11 protein-coding genes are annotated in these 15,543 nt (G+C 75.0%); 3 read left to right on the top strand and 8 right to left on the bottom strand.

Features of this window, described 5'->3' with window-relative positions; genetic code table 11:
- Nucleotides 1-72: 72 nt before the first annotated feature.
- The 3 genes from acnA to NT8_RS13895 form a co-directional block, all read right to left on the bottom strand.
- A complete protein-coding gene (acnA, locus tag NT8_RS13905; protein ID WP_067968848.1) occupies nucleotides 73-2,850 on the bottom strand; it encodes an aconitate hydratase AcnA in 2,778 nt (925 codons plus the stop codon).
- A 372-nt stretch (nucleotides 2,851-3,222) separates the two neighbouring features.
- Complete coding sequence (locus NT8_RS13900; RefSeq protein ID WP_067968840.1) at nucleotides 3,223-4,155, bottom strand: LLM class F420-dependent oxidoreductase; 933 nt, start codon at nucleotides 4,153-4,155, stop codon at nucleotides 3,223-3,225.
- Between the two features lie 193 nt (nucleotides 4,156-4,348).
- Nucleotides 4,349-5,608, bottom strand: coding sequence for a class I SAM-dependent RNA methyltransferase (locus NT8_RS13895; protein WP_067968839.1), 1,260 nt, complete (start codon nucleotides 5,606-5,608; stop codon nucleotides 4,349-4,351).
- A gap of 246 nt (nucleotides 5,609-5,854) precedes the next feature.
- Here NT8_RS13895 and NT8_RS13890 point away from each other — a divergent pair, with 246 nt between their 5' ends.
- Both NT8_RS13890 and NT8_RS13885 read left to right on the top strand, forming a co-directional pair.
- On the top strand, nucleotides 5,855-6,538 hold the full coding sequence (locus NT8_RS13890) for a potassium channel family protein (RefSeq protein ID WP_067968838.1): 684 nt from the start codon (nucleotides 5,855-5,857) through the stop codon (nucleotides 6,536-6,538).
- Complete coding sequence (locus NT8_RS13885) at nucleotides 6,539-7,207, top strand: potassium channel family protein (RefSeq protein ID WP_067968831.1); 669 nt, start codon at nucleotides 6,539-6,541, stop codon at nucleotides 7,205-7,207.
- Nucleotides 7,208-7,229: 22 nt separating this feature from the next.
- On the opposite strand, the gene NT8_RS13880 is transcribed toward NT8_RS13885, so the two are convergent.
- On the bottom strand, nucleotides 7,230-8,156 hold the full coding sequence (locus tag NT8_RS13880; RefSeq protein WP_369406301.1) for a DUF3159 domain-containing protein: 927 nt from the start codon (nucleotides 8,154-8,156) through the stop codon (nucleotides 7,230-7,232).
- 907 nt (nucleotides 8,157-9,063) lie between these two features.
- On the opposite strand from NT8_RS13880, the gene NT8_RS13875 reads away from it, so the two are divergent.
- Entirely contained in the window at nucleotides 9,064-10,155 is a 1,092-nt protein-coding gene (locus NT8_RS13875; protein ID WP_067968830.1) for a serpin family protein, read from the top strand.
- Nucleotides 10,156-10,214: 59 nt separating this feature from the next.
- Here the strand turns inward: NT8_RS13875 and NT8_RS13870 are convergent, their stop codons facing one another.
- The 4 genes from NT8_RS13870 to valS all read right to left on the bottom strand — a co-directional run bounded on the left by NT8_RS13870 (nucleotide 10,215) and on the right by valS (nucleotide 15,490).
- The gene (locus NT8_RS13870) at nucleotides 10,215-10,751 is read right to left on the bottom strand and encodes a GNAT family N-acetyltransferase (RefSeq protein WP_067968825.1); all 537 of its coding nucleotides are present in this window, start codon (nucleotides 10,749-10,751) and stop codon (nucleotides 10,215-10,217) included.
- Between the two features lie 700 nt (nucleotides 10,752-11,451).
- Nucleotides 11,452-12,291, bottom strand: coding sequence for a DUF3710 domain-containing protein (locus tag NT8_RS13865; protein ID WP_084468923.1), 840 nt, complete (start codon nucleotides 12,289-12,291; stop codon nucleotides 11,452-11,454).
- A 51-nt stretch (nucleotides 12,292-12,342) separates the two neighbouring features.
- Nucleotides 12,343-12,789: a dUTP diphosphatase gene (gene dut, locus NT8_RS13860; protein ID WP_067968822.1), complete on the bottom strand. Its 447-nt coding sequence runs from the start codon at nucleotides 12,787-12,789 to the stop codon at nucleotides 12,343-12,345.
- A 127-nt stretch (nucleotides 12,790-12,916) separates the two neighbouring features.
- Nucleotides 12,917-15,490 (bottom strand): valine--tRNA ligase, encoded by a 2,574-nt coding sequence (gene valS / locus NT8_RS13855; protein WP_067968819.1) that lies wholly within the window; start codon nucleotides 15,488-15,490, stop codon nucleotides 12,917-12,919.
- Nucleotides 15,491-15,543: the final 53 nt, after the last annotated feature.

Here is a 15,543-nt window from a genome sequence, read left to right as displayed (position 1 = left end):
CCGCCGCCGTCGGGTGGACGGCGGCGGCCCCGGGGCGGGACGCGCGGCGGGCGGCCGCGCGGGTGCCCGTGCCTAGCCGGCGATGAGCTGGCGCAGCACGTACTGCAGGATGCCGCCGTTGCGGTAGTAGTCGGCCTCGCCGGGGGTGTCGATGCGCACGACGGCGTCGAACTCGACACCGGTGTCGGTGGACACCTTCACCGTGGCGGGGACGCGGCCCTCGTTCAGCTCGGTCACGCCGGTGATGGAGAAGGTCTCCTCACCGGTCAGGCCGAGGGAGTCCGCCGACTGCCCCTCGGGGAACTGCAGCGGCAGCACCCCCATGCCGATGAGGTTGGAGCGGTGGATGCGCTCGTAGGACTCGGTGATGACCGCGCGGACGCCCAGCAGGCTGGTGCCCTTGGCCGCCCAGTCGCGCGAGGAGCCGGAACCGTACTCCTTGCCGCCCAGCACCACCAGCGGGGTGCCCTGCGCGGCGTAGTTCTGCGCGGCGTCGTAGATGAACGACACCGGGGCGTCGGGCTGGGTGAAGTCGCGGGTGTAGCCGCCCTCCGTGCCCGGGGCGATCTGGTTGCGCAGCCGGATGTTGGCGAACGTGCCGCGGATCATCACCTCGTGGTTGCCGCGCCGGGACCCGTAGGAGTTGAAGTCGCGGCGCTCGACGCCGTGCTCCTTGAGGTACTCGGCGGCGGGCGTGCCCGGCTTGATGGCGCCGGCCGGGGAGATGTGGTCGGTGGTCACGGAGTCGCCGAGCTTGGCGAGCACCCGGGCGCCCTCGATGTCGGTGACCGGGGACGGCTCGGTCGCCATGCCCTCGAAGTACGGGGGCTTGCGCACGTAGGTCGACTCGGCGTCCCAGGCGAAGGTGTCGCCGGTGGGCGTGGGCAGCGAGCGCCACCGCTCGTCGCCGGCGAACACGTCGGAGTACGCGGACTCGTACATGTCCGAGGCGATCGCGGAGTCGATGACCTCCTGGACCTCCTCCGGCGACGGCCAGATGTCGGCCAGGTGGACCGGCTGCCCGTCGGAGCCGGTGCCCAGGGGCTCGGTGGTGATGTCGACGTCCATGGACCCGGCCAGCGCGTAGGCCACGACCAGCGGCGGCGACGCCAGGTAGTTCATCTTGACGTCGGGGTTGATCCGACCCTCGAAGTTGCGGTTGCCGGAGAGCACCGCGGTGACCGCGAGGTCGTTGTCCTGCACCGCCTGGGAGATCTCCTCCGGCAGCGGGCCGGAGTTGCCGATGCAGGTGGTGCAGCCGTAGCCGACCAGGTTGAAGCCGAGCTTGTCGAGGTAGGGCGTGAGGCCCGAGCGCTCGTAGTAGTCGGTGACGACCTTGGACCCGGGGGCCAGGGAGGTCTTGACCCACGGCTTGCGGGACAGGCCCTTCTCGACCGCCTTCTTGGCCAGCAGCGCGGCGCCGATCATGACCGACGGGTTCGACGTGTTGGTGCAGGAGGTGATCGCGGCGATCACCACGGCGCCGTGGTCGATCTCGGTCTCGGTGCCGTCGGCCAGCGTGACCTTGACCCGCTTGGAGGGCCGGGGCACCAGCTCGGTGGCGGTGTGCTCGGCCGGGGCCGAGCCGTTGGCGGAGGTGTAGGCCGGGGCGTCCGACGCCGGGAAGGACTCGGCGGACGCCTCGTCGACACCGTTGTCGATGCCGTCGGAGTGCACGTAGTCGCGCACGTTGCGGCGCCAGGTGGGCTTCGCGTCGGACAGCGCGATGCGGTCCTGCGGGCGCTTGGGGCCGGCGATCGACGGGACGACGTCGCCGAGGTCGAGCTCCAGGTACTCGGAGAAGACCGGCTCGTGCGCCGGGTCGTGCCAGAGGCCCTGCTCCTTGGCGTAGGCCTCGACCAGGCGGGTCTGGGCCTCGCTGCGGCCGGTCAGCGACATGTACCGGATGGTCTCGTCGTCGATCGGGAAGATCGCGGCGGTGGACCCGAACTCCGGGCTCATGTTGCCGATGGTGGCGCGGTTGGCCAGCGGCACCGCGGCGACGCCCTCGCCGTAGAACTCCACGAACTTGCCGACCACGCCGTGCGCGCGCAGCATCTCGGTGATGGTCAGCACCAGGTCGGTGGCGGTGGTGCCCGGCTTCAGCTCGCCGGTCAGCTTGAAGCCCACGACGCGCGGGATGAGCATGGAGATCGGCTGGCCGAGCATGGCGGCCTCGGCCTCGATGCCGCCCACGCCCCAGCCCAGGATGCCCAGGCCGTTCTGCATGGTGGTGTGGGAGTCGGTGCCCACGCAGGTGTCGGGGTAGACCTGGCCGTTGCGCACCATGGCGACGCGGGCCAGGTGCTCGATGTTGGCCTGGTGCACGATGCCGGTGCCGGGCGGGACGACCTTGAACTCGTCGAAGGCGGTCTGGCCCCAGCGCAGGAACTGGTAGCGCTCGCGGTTGCGCTCGTACTCGATCTCGACGTTGCGCTCGAAGGCGTCGGGGCGGCCGAAGACGTCCACGATGACCGAGTGGTCGATCACCAGCTCGGCGGGGGCGAGCGGGTTGATCTTGGCCGGGTCGCCCCCGAGGTCGTTGACGGCCTCGCGCATGGTCGCGAGGTCCACCACGCAGGGGACGCCGGTGAAGTCCTGCATGATCACCCGCGCGGGGGTGAACTGGATCTCCTGGCTGGGCTGGGCCTCGGCGTCCCACTCGCCCAGGGCCCGGATGTGCTCCGCGGTGACGTTCGCGCCGTCCTCGGTGCGGAGGAGGTTCTCCAGCAGCACCTTCAGGCTGTAGGGAAGTCGCTTGGCGCCCTCGACGGCGTCCAGGCGGAAGATCTCGTACGACTCGTCGCCAACGCGGAGCGTGTCACGGCTGCCGAAGCTGTTCGCGGACACGGTAGTTGCCTCCTGATCTCGCCACTTTCTCCCAGCATCCTGCCCTAGCGGCGGCGCCGGGACTTCACTGAGGCTGCCCTAAGGGAGGGTCCGCGCCTGGTGGCCCGGCCGCCGCGCGCCGCGCGGGTGGACGGCCGCCCACCAGCGGTGACGGCGCGGTCGTGCGGTACCGCACCCGCGACCGGGCCGGTGCCTGGTACCGCGGCTACCCGGCCGGCCGGCGGCCAACCTCACACGCCCAGGGATTCACGCTCAAGTTATCTCGACATCAAGCTATCCAACAAGTATCTCGATATCAAGTTAAACAGCCGACAGCACACACCGGCGCCGGTCCCCGCACCGCGCGGGGACCGGCGCCGTGGGCTCGGTCGTTCAGGCGACCTGCGGGGCGACCTGCGACGCGACCAGCTCCAAGTGGTCCAGGTCGGAGAGGTCGAGGACCTGCAGGTACAGGCGCTCGGCGCCGACCGCGGCGAACCGGCCGATCTTGTCGACGATCTCGGCCGGGGTGCCCGCCAGCCCGTTGCGGCGCAGCTCCTCGGGCTCGCGCCCGATCGCCGCCGCCCGGCGCGCCACCTCGGCGTCGTCGCGGCCGCAGCACAGCACCTGCGCCGCCGAGTACACCATCGGCGCGGTGCGGCCCGCCGCGCGCACCGCGGCCCGGGTCCGGTCGAACGCCGCGGCGGTGTCCTCGGGGGACATGAACGGCACGTTGTACTCGTCGGCGTGCGTCGCCGCCAGGCGCGGCGTCCGCTTGCGCCCGGTGCCGCCGATCAGCACCGGCGGGCGCGGCGCCTGCGCCGGCTTGGGCAGCGCCGGCCCCTCGGCCAGCCGGTAATGGCGGCCCTCGTAGCGGAACGTCTCGCCGACCGGGGTGGCCCACAGGCCGGTGATGACGTCGAGCTGCTCCTCGTAGCGGTCGAACCGCTCACGCGCGCTGGCCGGGAAGGGGATGCCGTAGGCGCTGTGCTCCTCCTCGTACCAGCCGGCGCCGAACCCGAACTCGACCCGGCCCCCGCTCATCTGGTCGACCTGCGCCACGCTGATCGCCAGCGGGCCCGGGTGCCGGAAGGTCGCGGCGGTCATCAGCGTGCCCAGCCGCACCCGCGAGGTCTCGCGGGCCAGCCCGGCCAGGGTGATCCACGCGTCGGTGGGCCCGGGCAGCCCGTCGACGTCGCCCATCTTCAGGTAGTGGTCGGAGCGGAAGAACGCGTCGTAACCGAGATCCTCGGTCGCCTTGGCCACGGCCAGCAGCGTGTCGTAGGAGGCACCCTGCTGCGGCTCGGTAAAGATCCTCAAGCGCATGGCCCCCATTCTTCCCCCCACCCCCGACCCCCCGAAACCACGCCCCGCTCACCCCGGCCGCGCCACCGCCCGGCGGGCGCCACCGGAATCCGGCGCGGCGGGCGGTGGCGGCGTCAGGTCGTGGTCGGAGCGGAGGAAGGCGTCGTGGCCGAGGTCCACGGTGCCCCTGGCGGGGCCGGGGCGACCGCGTCCATCAATCGCGGTCGAGGACCGCGAGGCACTCGACGTGGTGGGTCATCGGGAAGGCGTCGAAGGCGCGGAGGGAGGTGAGGCGGTATCCGAACTCGATGAAGGCGGCGAGGTCGCGGGCGAGGGTGGCGGGGTCGCAGGAGACGTAGGCGACGCGGCGGTTGCGCAGTTCGGCGAGCTGCTCGGCCACGGCGCGGCCGACGCCGGAGCGCGGCGGGTCGATGACCGCGACGTCGACGCGCATGTCGACCCACTCGCGCAGCTGGGTGGCGACGTCGGCGCGCTCGACGCGCGCCCACGGCACGTCGCGGAGGTTGTGCTGGGCGTCGCGCACGGCCTCGGCGCCGGACTCCACGCCGAGCACCCGGCCCTCGGGCCCGACGGCCTCGGCGAGGGGGCCCGTGAACAGCCCGGAGCCGCAGTACAGGTCCAGGGCGGTCTCGCCCGGCTTGGGCTCCAGCGCGGCCAGGACGGCGTCGGTGAGGACCGCCGCCGCGGCCGGGTGGACCTGCCAGAACCCGCCCGCGCTGACGCGGAACTCGCGCCCGCCGACCTGCTCGCGGATGCCGCGCCGACCGCGCACCTGCTGGGTGCGGCCGCCCTTGAAACGGCGCAGCACGGCGGCCGACGCCTTGGGCGTGGGCAGCGCGGGCAGCCGGGCGCCGCGCGGAGTGACGATGACGGCGCTGTCGCGCGTGGTGCCGGAGACCACGGCCTCGACCTCGGCGATGCCCGGCCACGGCAGGTCGGTCACGCCCAGGCGGTCGACCTCGGGGTGCGCGATCCGGCAGGAGTCGACGGGCTCCAGCTCGTGCGAGCGGTGCCGGCGCAGCCCGGCCGTGCCGTCGGCGGCCACCGCGAACCGCACCCGCGTGCGCCAGCCCAGGCCGTCGGGGGTGCCGGGCAGCTCCTCGACCTCGACCTCGCGCTCGATGCCGGCGATGCGGCGCAGCTGCTCGGCCACGACGCGGCCCTTGATGCGCCGCTGCGCGTCGAGGGTGGCGTGCTGCCAGTCGCAGCCGCCGCAGCGCCCCGGCCCGGCGTAGGGGCACGGCGGGGTCACCCGGTCGGGCGAGGGCTCCAGGACGTCGACGGCCTCGGCGCGCAGGAAGCGGCGGGTCTCCTCGGTGACCCGGACGCGGACGCGCTCGCCGGGCAGGGCGTGCCGGACGAAGACGACCTGCTCCTCGTGGCGGCCGACGCACCAGCCGCCGTGCGCGACGTCGTCGACGCGCAGTTCCAGGTCGGTACCGATCAGGCTCATGGTCCAAGCCTTTCGAAGGGACGGGACTGTCGGGCATCACGCAGGTGACCCCCGCGTACAGCCACCACCCATCTGCGGTCACTCTAGCCGAGGCCCGCCACCGGACCGTCCCGCGCGCGCGGGCGCCGCGACCCGCCCGGACCGCCGGTACCGGTGTGAACGGGGCGCTCTCGCGTGGTTGGGTATACGTCTGACGGGAGGGGCGGGCGCCCTCCCGCGGACGCGGACTCGGGAGCGGATGGACCGGTGCACATCGTCATATTGGGCTGCGGCCGGGTGGGGTCGACCCTCGCCCACACGCTGGAGGACACCGGCCACACGGTGGCCGTGATCGACCAGGACCCGGAGGCGTTCCGCCGGCTCCGCCCGGCAACGGCCCGCGCAGCGGTGCGCGGGGTGGGCCACGACCGCGACGTGCTGGAGGCCGCCGGGATCGCCTCGGCGTCGGCGTTCGCCGCGGTCAGCAGCGGCGACAACTCCAACATCATCGCCGCCCGGGTGGCGCGCGAGACGTTCGGCGTGGAGCACGTGGTCGCGCGCATCTACGATCCGCGGCGCGCCGAGGTCTACCAGCGGCTGGGCATCCCCACGGTCGGCACCGTGCACTGGACCGCCGACACCATCCTGCGCCGGCTGGTGCCGGGCTCGGCCGGGCTGGGCGTCGGCCCGCTGTGGCGCGACCCGTCGGGCACGCTGGTGATGACCGAGGCCCCGCTGACCGAGGTGTGGGTGGGCAGCAGGGTCGAGCGGCTGGAGTCGGCGGTGGGCGTTCGGGTGGCCTACCTGTCGCGCGGCGGCGAGCTGCTGCTCCCGCGCGGCGACGAGACGCTGCGCGCGGGCGACATGCTGCACGTCCTGGTGCGCGCCACGGAGGCCGACGGGCTGCGGGCGCGCCTGGGCGCCCGCGCCGACGACGGGCGGGAGGGCTAGATGCGGGTCGCGATCGCGGGGGCCGGGAGTGTCGGCCGGTCCATCGCCGCAGAGTTGAGCGAGAGCGGGCACGAGGTGCTGCTCATCGACCGCGACACCCGCGCCATCGGGGTGGACGAGCTGCCGCGGGTGGAGTGGCTGCTGGCCGACGCCTGCGAGCTGGCGTCGCTGGAGGACGCCCGCCTGGCCGACTTCGACGCGGTCGTGGCGGCCAGCAGCGACGACAAGGTCAACCTCGTGGTGGCGCTGCTGGCCAAGACGGAGTTCGGGGTGCCGCGGGTGATCGCCCGCATCAACGACCCGCGCAACGAGTGGCTGTTCACCGACGCGTGGGGGGTGGACGTCGCGGTGTCGCCGCCGCGGCTGATCGCGTCGCTGGTCGACGACCCGGCGGCGCTGGCCGACGAGGCGCCCGACGCCGCGGCCGTGTCGCTGCCCGAGACGGACCTGCTGGAGTTCACGCTGCCACCGGGCACCCCGCACGCGGGGCGCCCGGTGCGCGAGCTGCTTCCGGGCCTGCCGGAGGACATCGTGCTGGTGGCGGTGGTGCGCGACGGGCGGGTGCGCCCGCCGGCGCCCACCACCGTGCTGGAGCCGGGCGACGACCTGGTGTTCCTCAGCAGCGCGGCGTCGGTGGAGGAACTGGGCGCGCTGCTCGCCCCGGAGTGACGCGCCGCGCGGCCGCCCCCGGTCAGTCCTCCCGGGTCCCGGGGGACTGCTCCATGGGGGTGCGGCCGCGCGCCAGCAGCCATACCATGGCCGCCAGCGACGCCACCTGGAGCGGCCAGCCCATGGCGATCTTGGAGATGCCCAGCCAGGCGAAGGTGTCGGCGGCCCCGGAGGACTGCGCGAACCACAGCGGCAGCTGGACGGCCACCCGCACCACGCACGGCAGCACGAGCAGCCAGGTCAGCCGGGAGCTGAGCCGGACCACGGCCGGGTTGTCGCGCCACCCGGTGGGGTCGCCGGTGACGGCGCCGATGAGCAGGCCGATGGCGGGCCAGCGCACGAGGATGCTCAGGGTCAGCACGGCCGCGTACACGGCGTTGTAGATGATGCCGGGCAGCGCGAAGTCCTCGGCGTCGCCGCTGCGCAGGGCGAACACCGCGGCGATCCCGATGCCGAAGAGGCTGTTGACGACGAACTGCACCGAGGAGCGCTGGACCAGCCGGACCACGGCCAGCACCAGGGCGAACGCCACGCCCAGCCCGAGGGCGAGCCGCAGCTCCTGGGTGACCATGTAGCCGATGGTGAACGTCAGGGTGGGGACGGCGGCCTCGACCATGCCGCGCTTACCGCCGAGGGCCTTGGCGAGCTGGCCGCGCACCACGGATTCGACGGTCTGCTCGGACACGGGCGCCGCGGTGGCCTCGGCGCCGGGGTCGGCCGCCGCGTCAGCGCCGGAATGGGCGCCGGGGCCGGGACCGGAACCAGGGACGGCGGTCGCCTCCGCCGCGGGCGCGCGGTCGGCCGATTCGGCGGCCGCCCCGGCGGCGGGGCCCGGAACACCGGACCCGGGCGCGGAGGGGGTGCCGGGACCACCACGGTCCCGGTGCGGTGCGGAGGGGTCGGGCGCACCGCTTCCGGCCGCGTCCACGGCCCGCTGCTGGTCGGTCATGCTGCTCCAGGATCGGCGTCGGCAGAGACTCCCAGCCTAGGTCACGGGCGGGTCCGGCGGGTGATCTTCCCCGCGCGCCGCCCGCCCCCGGCGGGCGCCGTCCACCCGGGCGCCGCAGCCGCTCCGGGCATCGCGGACATCGGGGAACAAGCCACCGCCCCACCCCCGGGCGGCGCCCCGTGGGCCCGGCGCAGCGGCCCGGACCACCGCGCGCGGCGCCCGATGCGGCCGGCGGCTCAACCGCCCGGCCGTCGGCGCCCGCCCCCGGCGCAGGCACCAGCGGCGCATCGGTGTAGGCGTCCCTCCGACCCGATGCGGCACGGGCCGGCGAGCAAGGCTCGCGACGAACGGACCGCACGGACGGGGAGGAACGGGGCGGCGGGCGAGTGCCTCCAGCGCAAGGGACACGACGGACCGCAGCCCCACGGTCGGCCGGCACCACCGGGCCCAGCCCGGCCACGACCCTCCACCGCCCCGCCCGGACATCCGACGGAACCGCGTCCCCCCGCGGCCACCGACCCCCGGTTCCACGCGCGGCCGACGTGCCGCTCCCGGACGCCCCTCCCCCCGCAGCGGCGGCGAACCCGGGGCACTCTCCCCGGGGACGGCGGGCAGGCGTCCTGTCCGTGCGCAACGGCACAGCGGGCCGCAGTGTGCCCACCCGCCCCCGGCCGACCGGGGCCGCCACAGGACGCGGCCGCGGCCTCTGGTGGTGCTTCGAGGGGTTCGGCGGGATGGGGCGGTTCCCGGCGCGGTCGTCGCCCCGGTTCAGGGCGCGGGCGGCGTGGCGCGCCGGGGTCGCCCCTCCACCGCCGTCCCGGTGGGCGTCCCGCAGCGGGAGGGGGTGGGCCCCGGGGTGGCGGTTAGGCTGGCCGTCAACCGACGTCCACGACGAGGAGCGCCCCTGATGTCCCGGCACCGGTACCCGCGCCCCGATCACCTCGCCTTCGCCCTGCGCCTGCACGCCGCGCTGCCCGGAACCGACGCCGGGACCGTGTGGTCACCCGCGTCGGTGGCGGGCGCGCTCGGCCTGCTCGCCCTCGGGACGCGCGGCGCCACCCGCGCGGAGCTGGACGGGCTGCTCGGCGCCGACCTCGACGGCCACCTGCGCGCGATCGACGACGCCGCGTCCGGCGCGAAGGGCCTGGCGGCCGCCACCGACCTGTGGGTGCGCGCCGACTTGGACGTCCGGCCGGAGTTCGCCGCCGCGCTGCGCGAGCGCCCCGACTCGGGCCTGCACGCGGCCGACTTCGCCGGCGACCCCGAGGGCGTGCGCCGGGCGGTCAACGCCCGGGTCGCGGAGACCACCCGCGGCCTCATCCCGGACCTGCTCGCCCCGGGCATGGTCACCGCCGCCACCCGGCTGCTGCTCGCCAACGCGCTGTGGGTGCGGATGCGCTGGACCAGCCCGTTCGACCCCGGACTCACCGCCGAACGCGACTTCCACTCCCCCGGCGGCGTGCGCGCCGCGGCGACCATGCTGCGCACCGGCCGGCTGCCGCACGCCGCGGCCTCCGGGTGGCGCATGGTCACCCTCGACGGCGGCGAGGACCTGGCGCTGGACGTACTGCTGCCGGATGACCCGGCCGTGCCGCCCGTGCCCTCGGGGGACGTCCTCACCGCCCTGTACCGGGCCGCCCGGCCGACCGAGGTCGCCCTGGCCCTGCCCCGGTTCGAGATCTCGCACGACACCGACCTGAGCGGCCCCCTGGCCGCCGCCGGGGTCCGCGCCCTGTTCACCGACGCGGCCGACCTGAGCGGGGTAAGCGCCGCACCGCTGCGCGTGGACAAGGCCGTGCACAAGGCCCTGCTCCGCGTCGACGAGGAGGGCGCGGAGGGCGCCGCCGCCACCGCCGTGATCGCCCTCGCGGCGGCGATGTCGCCGCCGAGGCCGGTGCCGTTCACGGTCGACCGCCCGTTCGGGTTCGTCCTGCGCCGCCGCGAGGCCGTCCTCTTCCTGGGCTCCGTCACCGCCCCGGACGACCCCGGGCCGGTCTGACCCGCCCGTGGTGCGCCGGCGGCGCACCACGGGTGCGCGGCGGTTCCGGCGGTTTCCGGTCAGAGGCGGTCGAACGGTGCCGCGTACCGGAACGTGCCCCGCAGGTCCGGGCGATGCGCGGTGAGCGGGCGCGCCTGGAAGTAGGCGCCCCACTGGGGATCGGGCGCGGTGATCCCGAGGCCGTCCGCCGGGACGAACCCGAAGCGGCCGTAGAAGGCGGGCTCGCCGACCAGCACCACCACGGGTTCGCTCAGGGCGTCGGCGGCGCCGAGGACGGCGTGCATCAGCGCCGACCCGATTCCCGCTCCCTGCCGCTCGGGGGACACGCTCAGCGGCCCCAGGCCGAGAGCGGGGGTCTCCCCCAGCATGCCCCGGGTGCAGACGACGTGCCCCACGACCGCGCCCGCGTCGGTCGCGACCAGCGAGAGCTCCGGAATCCAGCCGGGGTCGTCGCGCAGCCACCCGACGAGCGTGGCCTCCCCCGGGTCGCCGCCGGGTTCGACCGGCGGGGCGGAGTGGGCGGCGCCGCGGAAGGCGGCGGCGGTCACCGCGCGGATGGCGGGGATGTCGGCGGGGGTCTCGCGTCGAATCAGCACCGCCCCATCCTGGCCGCGCCCACTCCGGGACCGCAAGGAGTCTTCCCTGGTGGCCCGGACGGCGGCTTCCCCGGTGGCCTGGAGAGCGGTGCGGCACCGGACCGCCGGGCGACACCGGCGGGACGACGCCCTCCCGGCCGTTCCGCAAGCGGCCGGGCGAGCGGCCGGCCGGGTGGCCGCGAGGAGCGCCGGACACCCGCCGGCAGGAGGGCGGTCAGCGGATGCGACACCCCGGACGGCCGGGCGCGCCGAGGCGGCCCCCCACGTCCGACCGCCGCGCGGAGGCCGATCAGGTGATCCGATCGCCCGGCGGCCGACGCGCGGTCGCCGCAGCCGTGTAGGGAGGACGGTCGGCGGACGCGGCTCAGCAGGTCGTCGGGCACGCCGAGACGGCACCAACCCCGCCTCCGACCGGCGCGCAATGGCCGGTAATGCCTCGGGGACGGTCGACGGACGCGGCAACCCAGGTGGGCGGGCGCGCCGAGGCAGCGCCCCCACTTCCGACCGCCACGCAGTGGCCCGAAGCACCCGGAACCGGACAGGTGGTCGGCCCGACGCCCAACGCGCGGCGGCCGACACCGCGTGGGCGGACGGTCGACGGACACGGCATCGCAGGCGTCGGGCACGCCGGGACGGCGCCACGCCCGCCTTCAGCCGGTGCGTGGTGGCGAGGTGGGCGGCGGGTGTCAGGCGGGGGCGGTCAGGAGGCGGGTGGCGGGGTGGGGCCGGGGGTGCCGGGGCCGGGGCCTCCGGGGCCGGGACGTCCGGGGGTACCCGGGCCTCCGGAGCCGGGGGTGCCCGGGTCGTCGGGGGTGATGGTGGCGCGCGGGGGCGCGGTGTCGGGGGCGCCGTTGGCGCGGGCGCGGGACGCGGCCTCCATGGACTTCTGCACCTCCGGCGGCACGGTGATCGTGAGGAGTTCGCGCGGCGGCACCGGGTTGTCGCCCCGGTAGACCACGACGCCCTGGAACAGCTCCTCGACGGCCGCCATGGCCTCCGGCTTGACCGCGGCCTCGCCGCGCACGACGCCGCGCAGCACCCAGCGGGGGCCGTCGACGCCGATGAAGCGGACCCGCTGCCCGAGCTGCCGGCCCTCCTCGCTCCTGCGGCCCTCGACCGGGACCACGGCGCGCAGTTCGGGACCGAACACGCCCTCGAAGTCCTCGGCCTTGCCGCCCTGGGAGGTGATCTGGGTGCGCAGCTCCTCGCGCATCTCCTCCCACAGGCCGCTCGACTTGGGCGCGGCGAACGGCTGCACCTGGACGGCGGACTTGCCGGACACCAGGGTGACGCCGATGATCTGGTTGTTCTTGACCACGTCCACGCGGATCTCGGTCCCCGAGCGCACGGGGACCCGGATGGACCCGAGGTCCATGCGCGGGATGTCGGGGGCGTCCTCGGAGGCGTCCCAGGGGCCCGCGGCCCGGTGCCGGTCGGCGTCCTTCCGAGGCTCGGGCGCGGCGCTGCGCCGCTCGCCGACCTCAGGGGTTTCGCCGGCGCCGCTGCTCTGCTCGGTCTTCCTGCGTCGGCGTCCGAACACGCCTTCCACCTCTCCCGCTCGTCCGGCCCCCGGATCGGGGGGCCGTGGTCGTCATCTGGCCGCCGCGTGCCCGCCCGTGGACCCGAACCCGCCGGTCCCCCGCTCCGACCCCGGCAGGGGGCCGGTCTCGCGGAAGACCGCGCGCTCGACCCGCTGCACCACGAGCTGCGCGATGCGGTCGCCGCGGGTCAGCTTCACGGGGGTCTCCGCGTCGGTGTTGATCAGGGTCACCCGGATCTCGCCCCGGTAGCCGGCGTCGATGGTGCCGGGCGCGTTGACGAGGGTCAGCCCGCACCGCGCCGCGAGGCCGGAGCGCGGGTGCACGAACGCCGCGTAGCCGTCGGGCAGGGCGATGGCGAGCCCCGTGCGGACGGTCGCCCGGCGCCCGGGGTCGAGGACCACGTCCTCGGCGGTGACGAGGTCGGCCCCGGCGTCGCCCGGGTGGGCGTAGGCCGGGAGCGGCAGGTCCGGGTCGATGCGGTGGACCGCGATCTCCACGGGCCCGTCGGTGCTGTCCAGGGGTCTCCTCCTCACAGTGTGCGAGCTTAGCGCGGCCCGCGCCGGGCGCGGGCACCCGGCGGGGCCGCCCCGCGGCGCGGGGCGGCCCCGTTGCGGAGCGGTACGCCTACTCGGCGGCGGCGGGCAGGGTGACCTCGACCCGCAGGTCGGTGTCGTCGGCGGCCTCGAACTCCAGGGCGGCGGCGCGTCCGGCGGCCGCGATGTCGTCGGCGGCCACCCGGGCGCTGCCGGCGTTCTTGCCGCGGACGACGACGCGCTCGACCTCGGCGCGCATGGACAGCTTCGCCTCGGACTTGGCCTTGCGCACCGCGCGCAGCACCTCGGAGGTGGCGGCGAGCACCGCGGGCTCGCCGTCCTGGGCGGCGGCGCGGAACTCGGCGGCGTCGGGCCAGGGCTCGGCGTGCACCGAGCCGTCGCGCCACCACGACCAGACCTCGTCGGCCACGAACGGCAGGAACGGCGCGAACAGCCGGTGCAGCGCCGACAGCGCGACGAGCAGCGCCGCCCGGGCGCTGGCCCCGGCGGGGGACTCCTCGTCGTAGGCGCGGGCCTTGACGAGTTCGAGGTAGTCGTCGCAGAACTCCCAGAAGAACCGCTCGGTGTGCTCCAGCGCGCGGGTGTGGTCGTAGTTCTCGAACGCGGCGGTGGCGTCCTCGACGACGTCGGCCAGCGCGGCGAGCATCGCCCGGTCGAGCGGCTCGGTGACGGCGGCGGGGTCGGCCGCCGCGGCCTCGCCCGCGACCGACAGCGCGAACTTGCTGGCGTTGAGGATCTTGATGGACAGCCGGCGGCCGACCTTCATCTGGCCCTCGTCCAGCGCGGTGTCGGTGCCGAGGCGCCCGCTGGCCGCCCAGTACCGGATGGCGTCGGAGCTGTAGCGCTCCAGCAGGTCGATGGGCGTCACGACGTTGCCCTTGGACTTCGACATCTTCTTGCGGTCCGGGTCGAGGATCCACCCGGAGATGGCGGCGGTGCGCCACGGCAGGCTGCCGTGCTCGAAGTGCGCGCGGACGACCGTGGCGAACAGCCAGGTGCGGATGATGTCCTGGCCCTGCGGGCGGAGGTCCATCGGGAAGACCCGGCGGAACAGGTCGTCGTCGCGCTCCCAGCCGCCGGCGATCTGCGGCGACAGCGAGGAGGTGGCCCAGGTGTCCATGACGTCGGGGTCGCCGGTGAACCCGCCCGGGCGGCCGCGCTGGTCCTCGGTGTAGCCGGCGGGGGCGTCGGAGCTGGGGTCGACCGGCAGCGCGGCCTCGTCGGGCAGCAGCGGCTCGTCGTAGCGGGGGTTGCCGTCGTCGTCGAGCGGATACCAGACGGGGAACGGCACGCCGAAGAACCGCTGGCGGCTGATGAGCCAGTCGCCGTTGAGGCCCTCGACCCAGTGGTCGTAGCGCGAGCGCATGTGGGCGGGGTGCCAGTCGAGTTCGGCGCCGCGGGCGAGCAGGGCGTCGCGCACGGCGGCGTCGCGGCCGCCGTTGCGGATGTACCACTGCCGCGTGGTGACGATCTCGAGCGGCTTGTCGCCCTTCTCGTAGAACTTCACCGGGTGGGTGATCGGCTTGGGGTCGCCGATCAGGTCGCCGGAGGCGCGCAGCAGCTCGACGACGCGCTCGCGGGCGGTGTGCACGGTGGCGCCGGCCAGGCGCGCGTAGGCGTCGCGGGCCTCGGCGGAGTCGATGCCCGCCGGGGGATCGGCGACGATGCGGCCGTCCCAGCCGACGATCGGGCGGGTGGCGAGCTGGAGCTCGCGCCACCAGGTGACGTCGGTGGTGTCGCCGAAGGTGCAGATCATGGCGATGCCGGAGCCCTTGTCGGGGTCGGCCAGGCGGTGCGCGCGCACCGGGACCTCGACCCCGAAGACGGGCGTGCGGACCGTGGTGCCGACGAGGTCGGCGTAACGGTGGTCGTCGGGGTGGGCGACCAGCGCGACGCAGGCGGGCAGCAGCTCGGGCCGGGTGGTCTCGATCTCGACGGTGCCGCCGTCGGGGCGGTGGAAGGAGATCTTGTGGTAGGCGCTGGGGCGCTCGCGGTCCTCCAGCTCGGCCTGCGCCACCGCGGTGCGGAAGGTGACGTCCCACAGGGTGGGGGCCTCGGCCATGTACGCCTCGCCGCGCGCCAGGTTGCGCAGGAACGCGCGCTGGGCGGCGGCACGGGAGTTGCCGTCGATGGTGGCGTAGGTGTGGCGCCAGTCGACGCTCAGCCCGAGCCGGCGCCAGATGGACTCGAAGACCTTCTCGTCCTCGGCGGTGAGCCGGTCGCACAGCTCGATGAAGTTGCGCCGGGAGATCGGCACCTGCCGCTTGGGGTCGGGCTTGGCGGGCGGCGCGAAGTCGGGGTCGTAGGCCACCGACGGGTCGCAGCGGACACCGTAGTAGTTCTGCACGCGGCGCTCGGTGGGCAGGCCGTTGTCGTCCCACCCCATGGGGTAGAACACCGACTTGCCGCGCATGCGCTGGAAGCGGGCGACGGTGTCGGTGTGGGTGTAGGAGAAGACGTGGCCGATGTGCAGCGAGCCGGAGACCGTGGGCGGCGGGGTGTCGATGGAGAACACCCGCTCGCGCGGCGCGGTGCGGTCGAAATGGTAGACGCCGGACTCGTCCCATACGTCGACCCATTTCGCCTCGATACCGTCGAGCGAGGGCTTGTCGGGCACGCGGAGGGAACGGGAGCGGTTGGTCATGGGGCAATGGTATTGGCTGCGCGGCCGTGATCGCTCCCCGTTTCGGGGTTCCC

The organism is Nocardiopsis trehalosi NBRC 14201, from assembly GCF_001552555.1.
GTDB lineage: Bacteria > Actinomycetota > Actinomycetes > Streptosporangiales > Streptosporangiaceae > Nocardiopsis_B > Nocardiopsis_B trehalosi.
Note: the sequence above shows the minus strand (reverse complement) of the source record. Positions and strands in the feature narration are given on the sequence as shown.

Bases quoted from the DNA above. Each gene is read 5' to 3' on its own strand.
- NT8_RS13875 (WP_067968830.1), top strand. From the start codon at position 9,064: ATGTCCCGGCACCGGTACCCGCGCCCCGATCACCTCGCCTTCGCCCTG.
- valS (WP_067968819.1), bottom strand. From the start codon at position 15,490: ATGACCAACCGCTCCCGTTCCCTCCGCGTGCCCGACAAGCCCTCGCTC.
- NT8_RS13895 (WP_067968839.1), bottom strand. From the start codon at position 5,608: ATGAGCCTGATCGGTACCGACCTGGAACTGCGCGTCGACGACGTCGCG.
- NT8_RS13885 (WP_067968831.1), top strand. From the start codon at position 6,539: ATGCGGGTCGCGATCGCGGGGGCCGGGAGTGTCGGCCGGTCCATCGCC.
- NT8_RS13900 (WP_067968840.1), bottom strand. From the start codon at position 4,155: ATGCGCTTGAGGATCTTTACCGAGCCGCAGCAGGGTGCCTCCTACGAC.
- NT8_RS13880 (WP_369406301.1), bottom strand. From the start codon at position 8,156: ATGACCGACCAGCAGCGGGCCGTGGACGCGGCCGGAAGCGGTGCGCCC.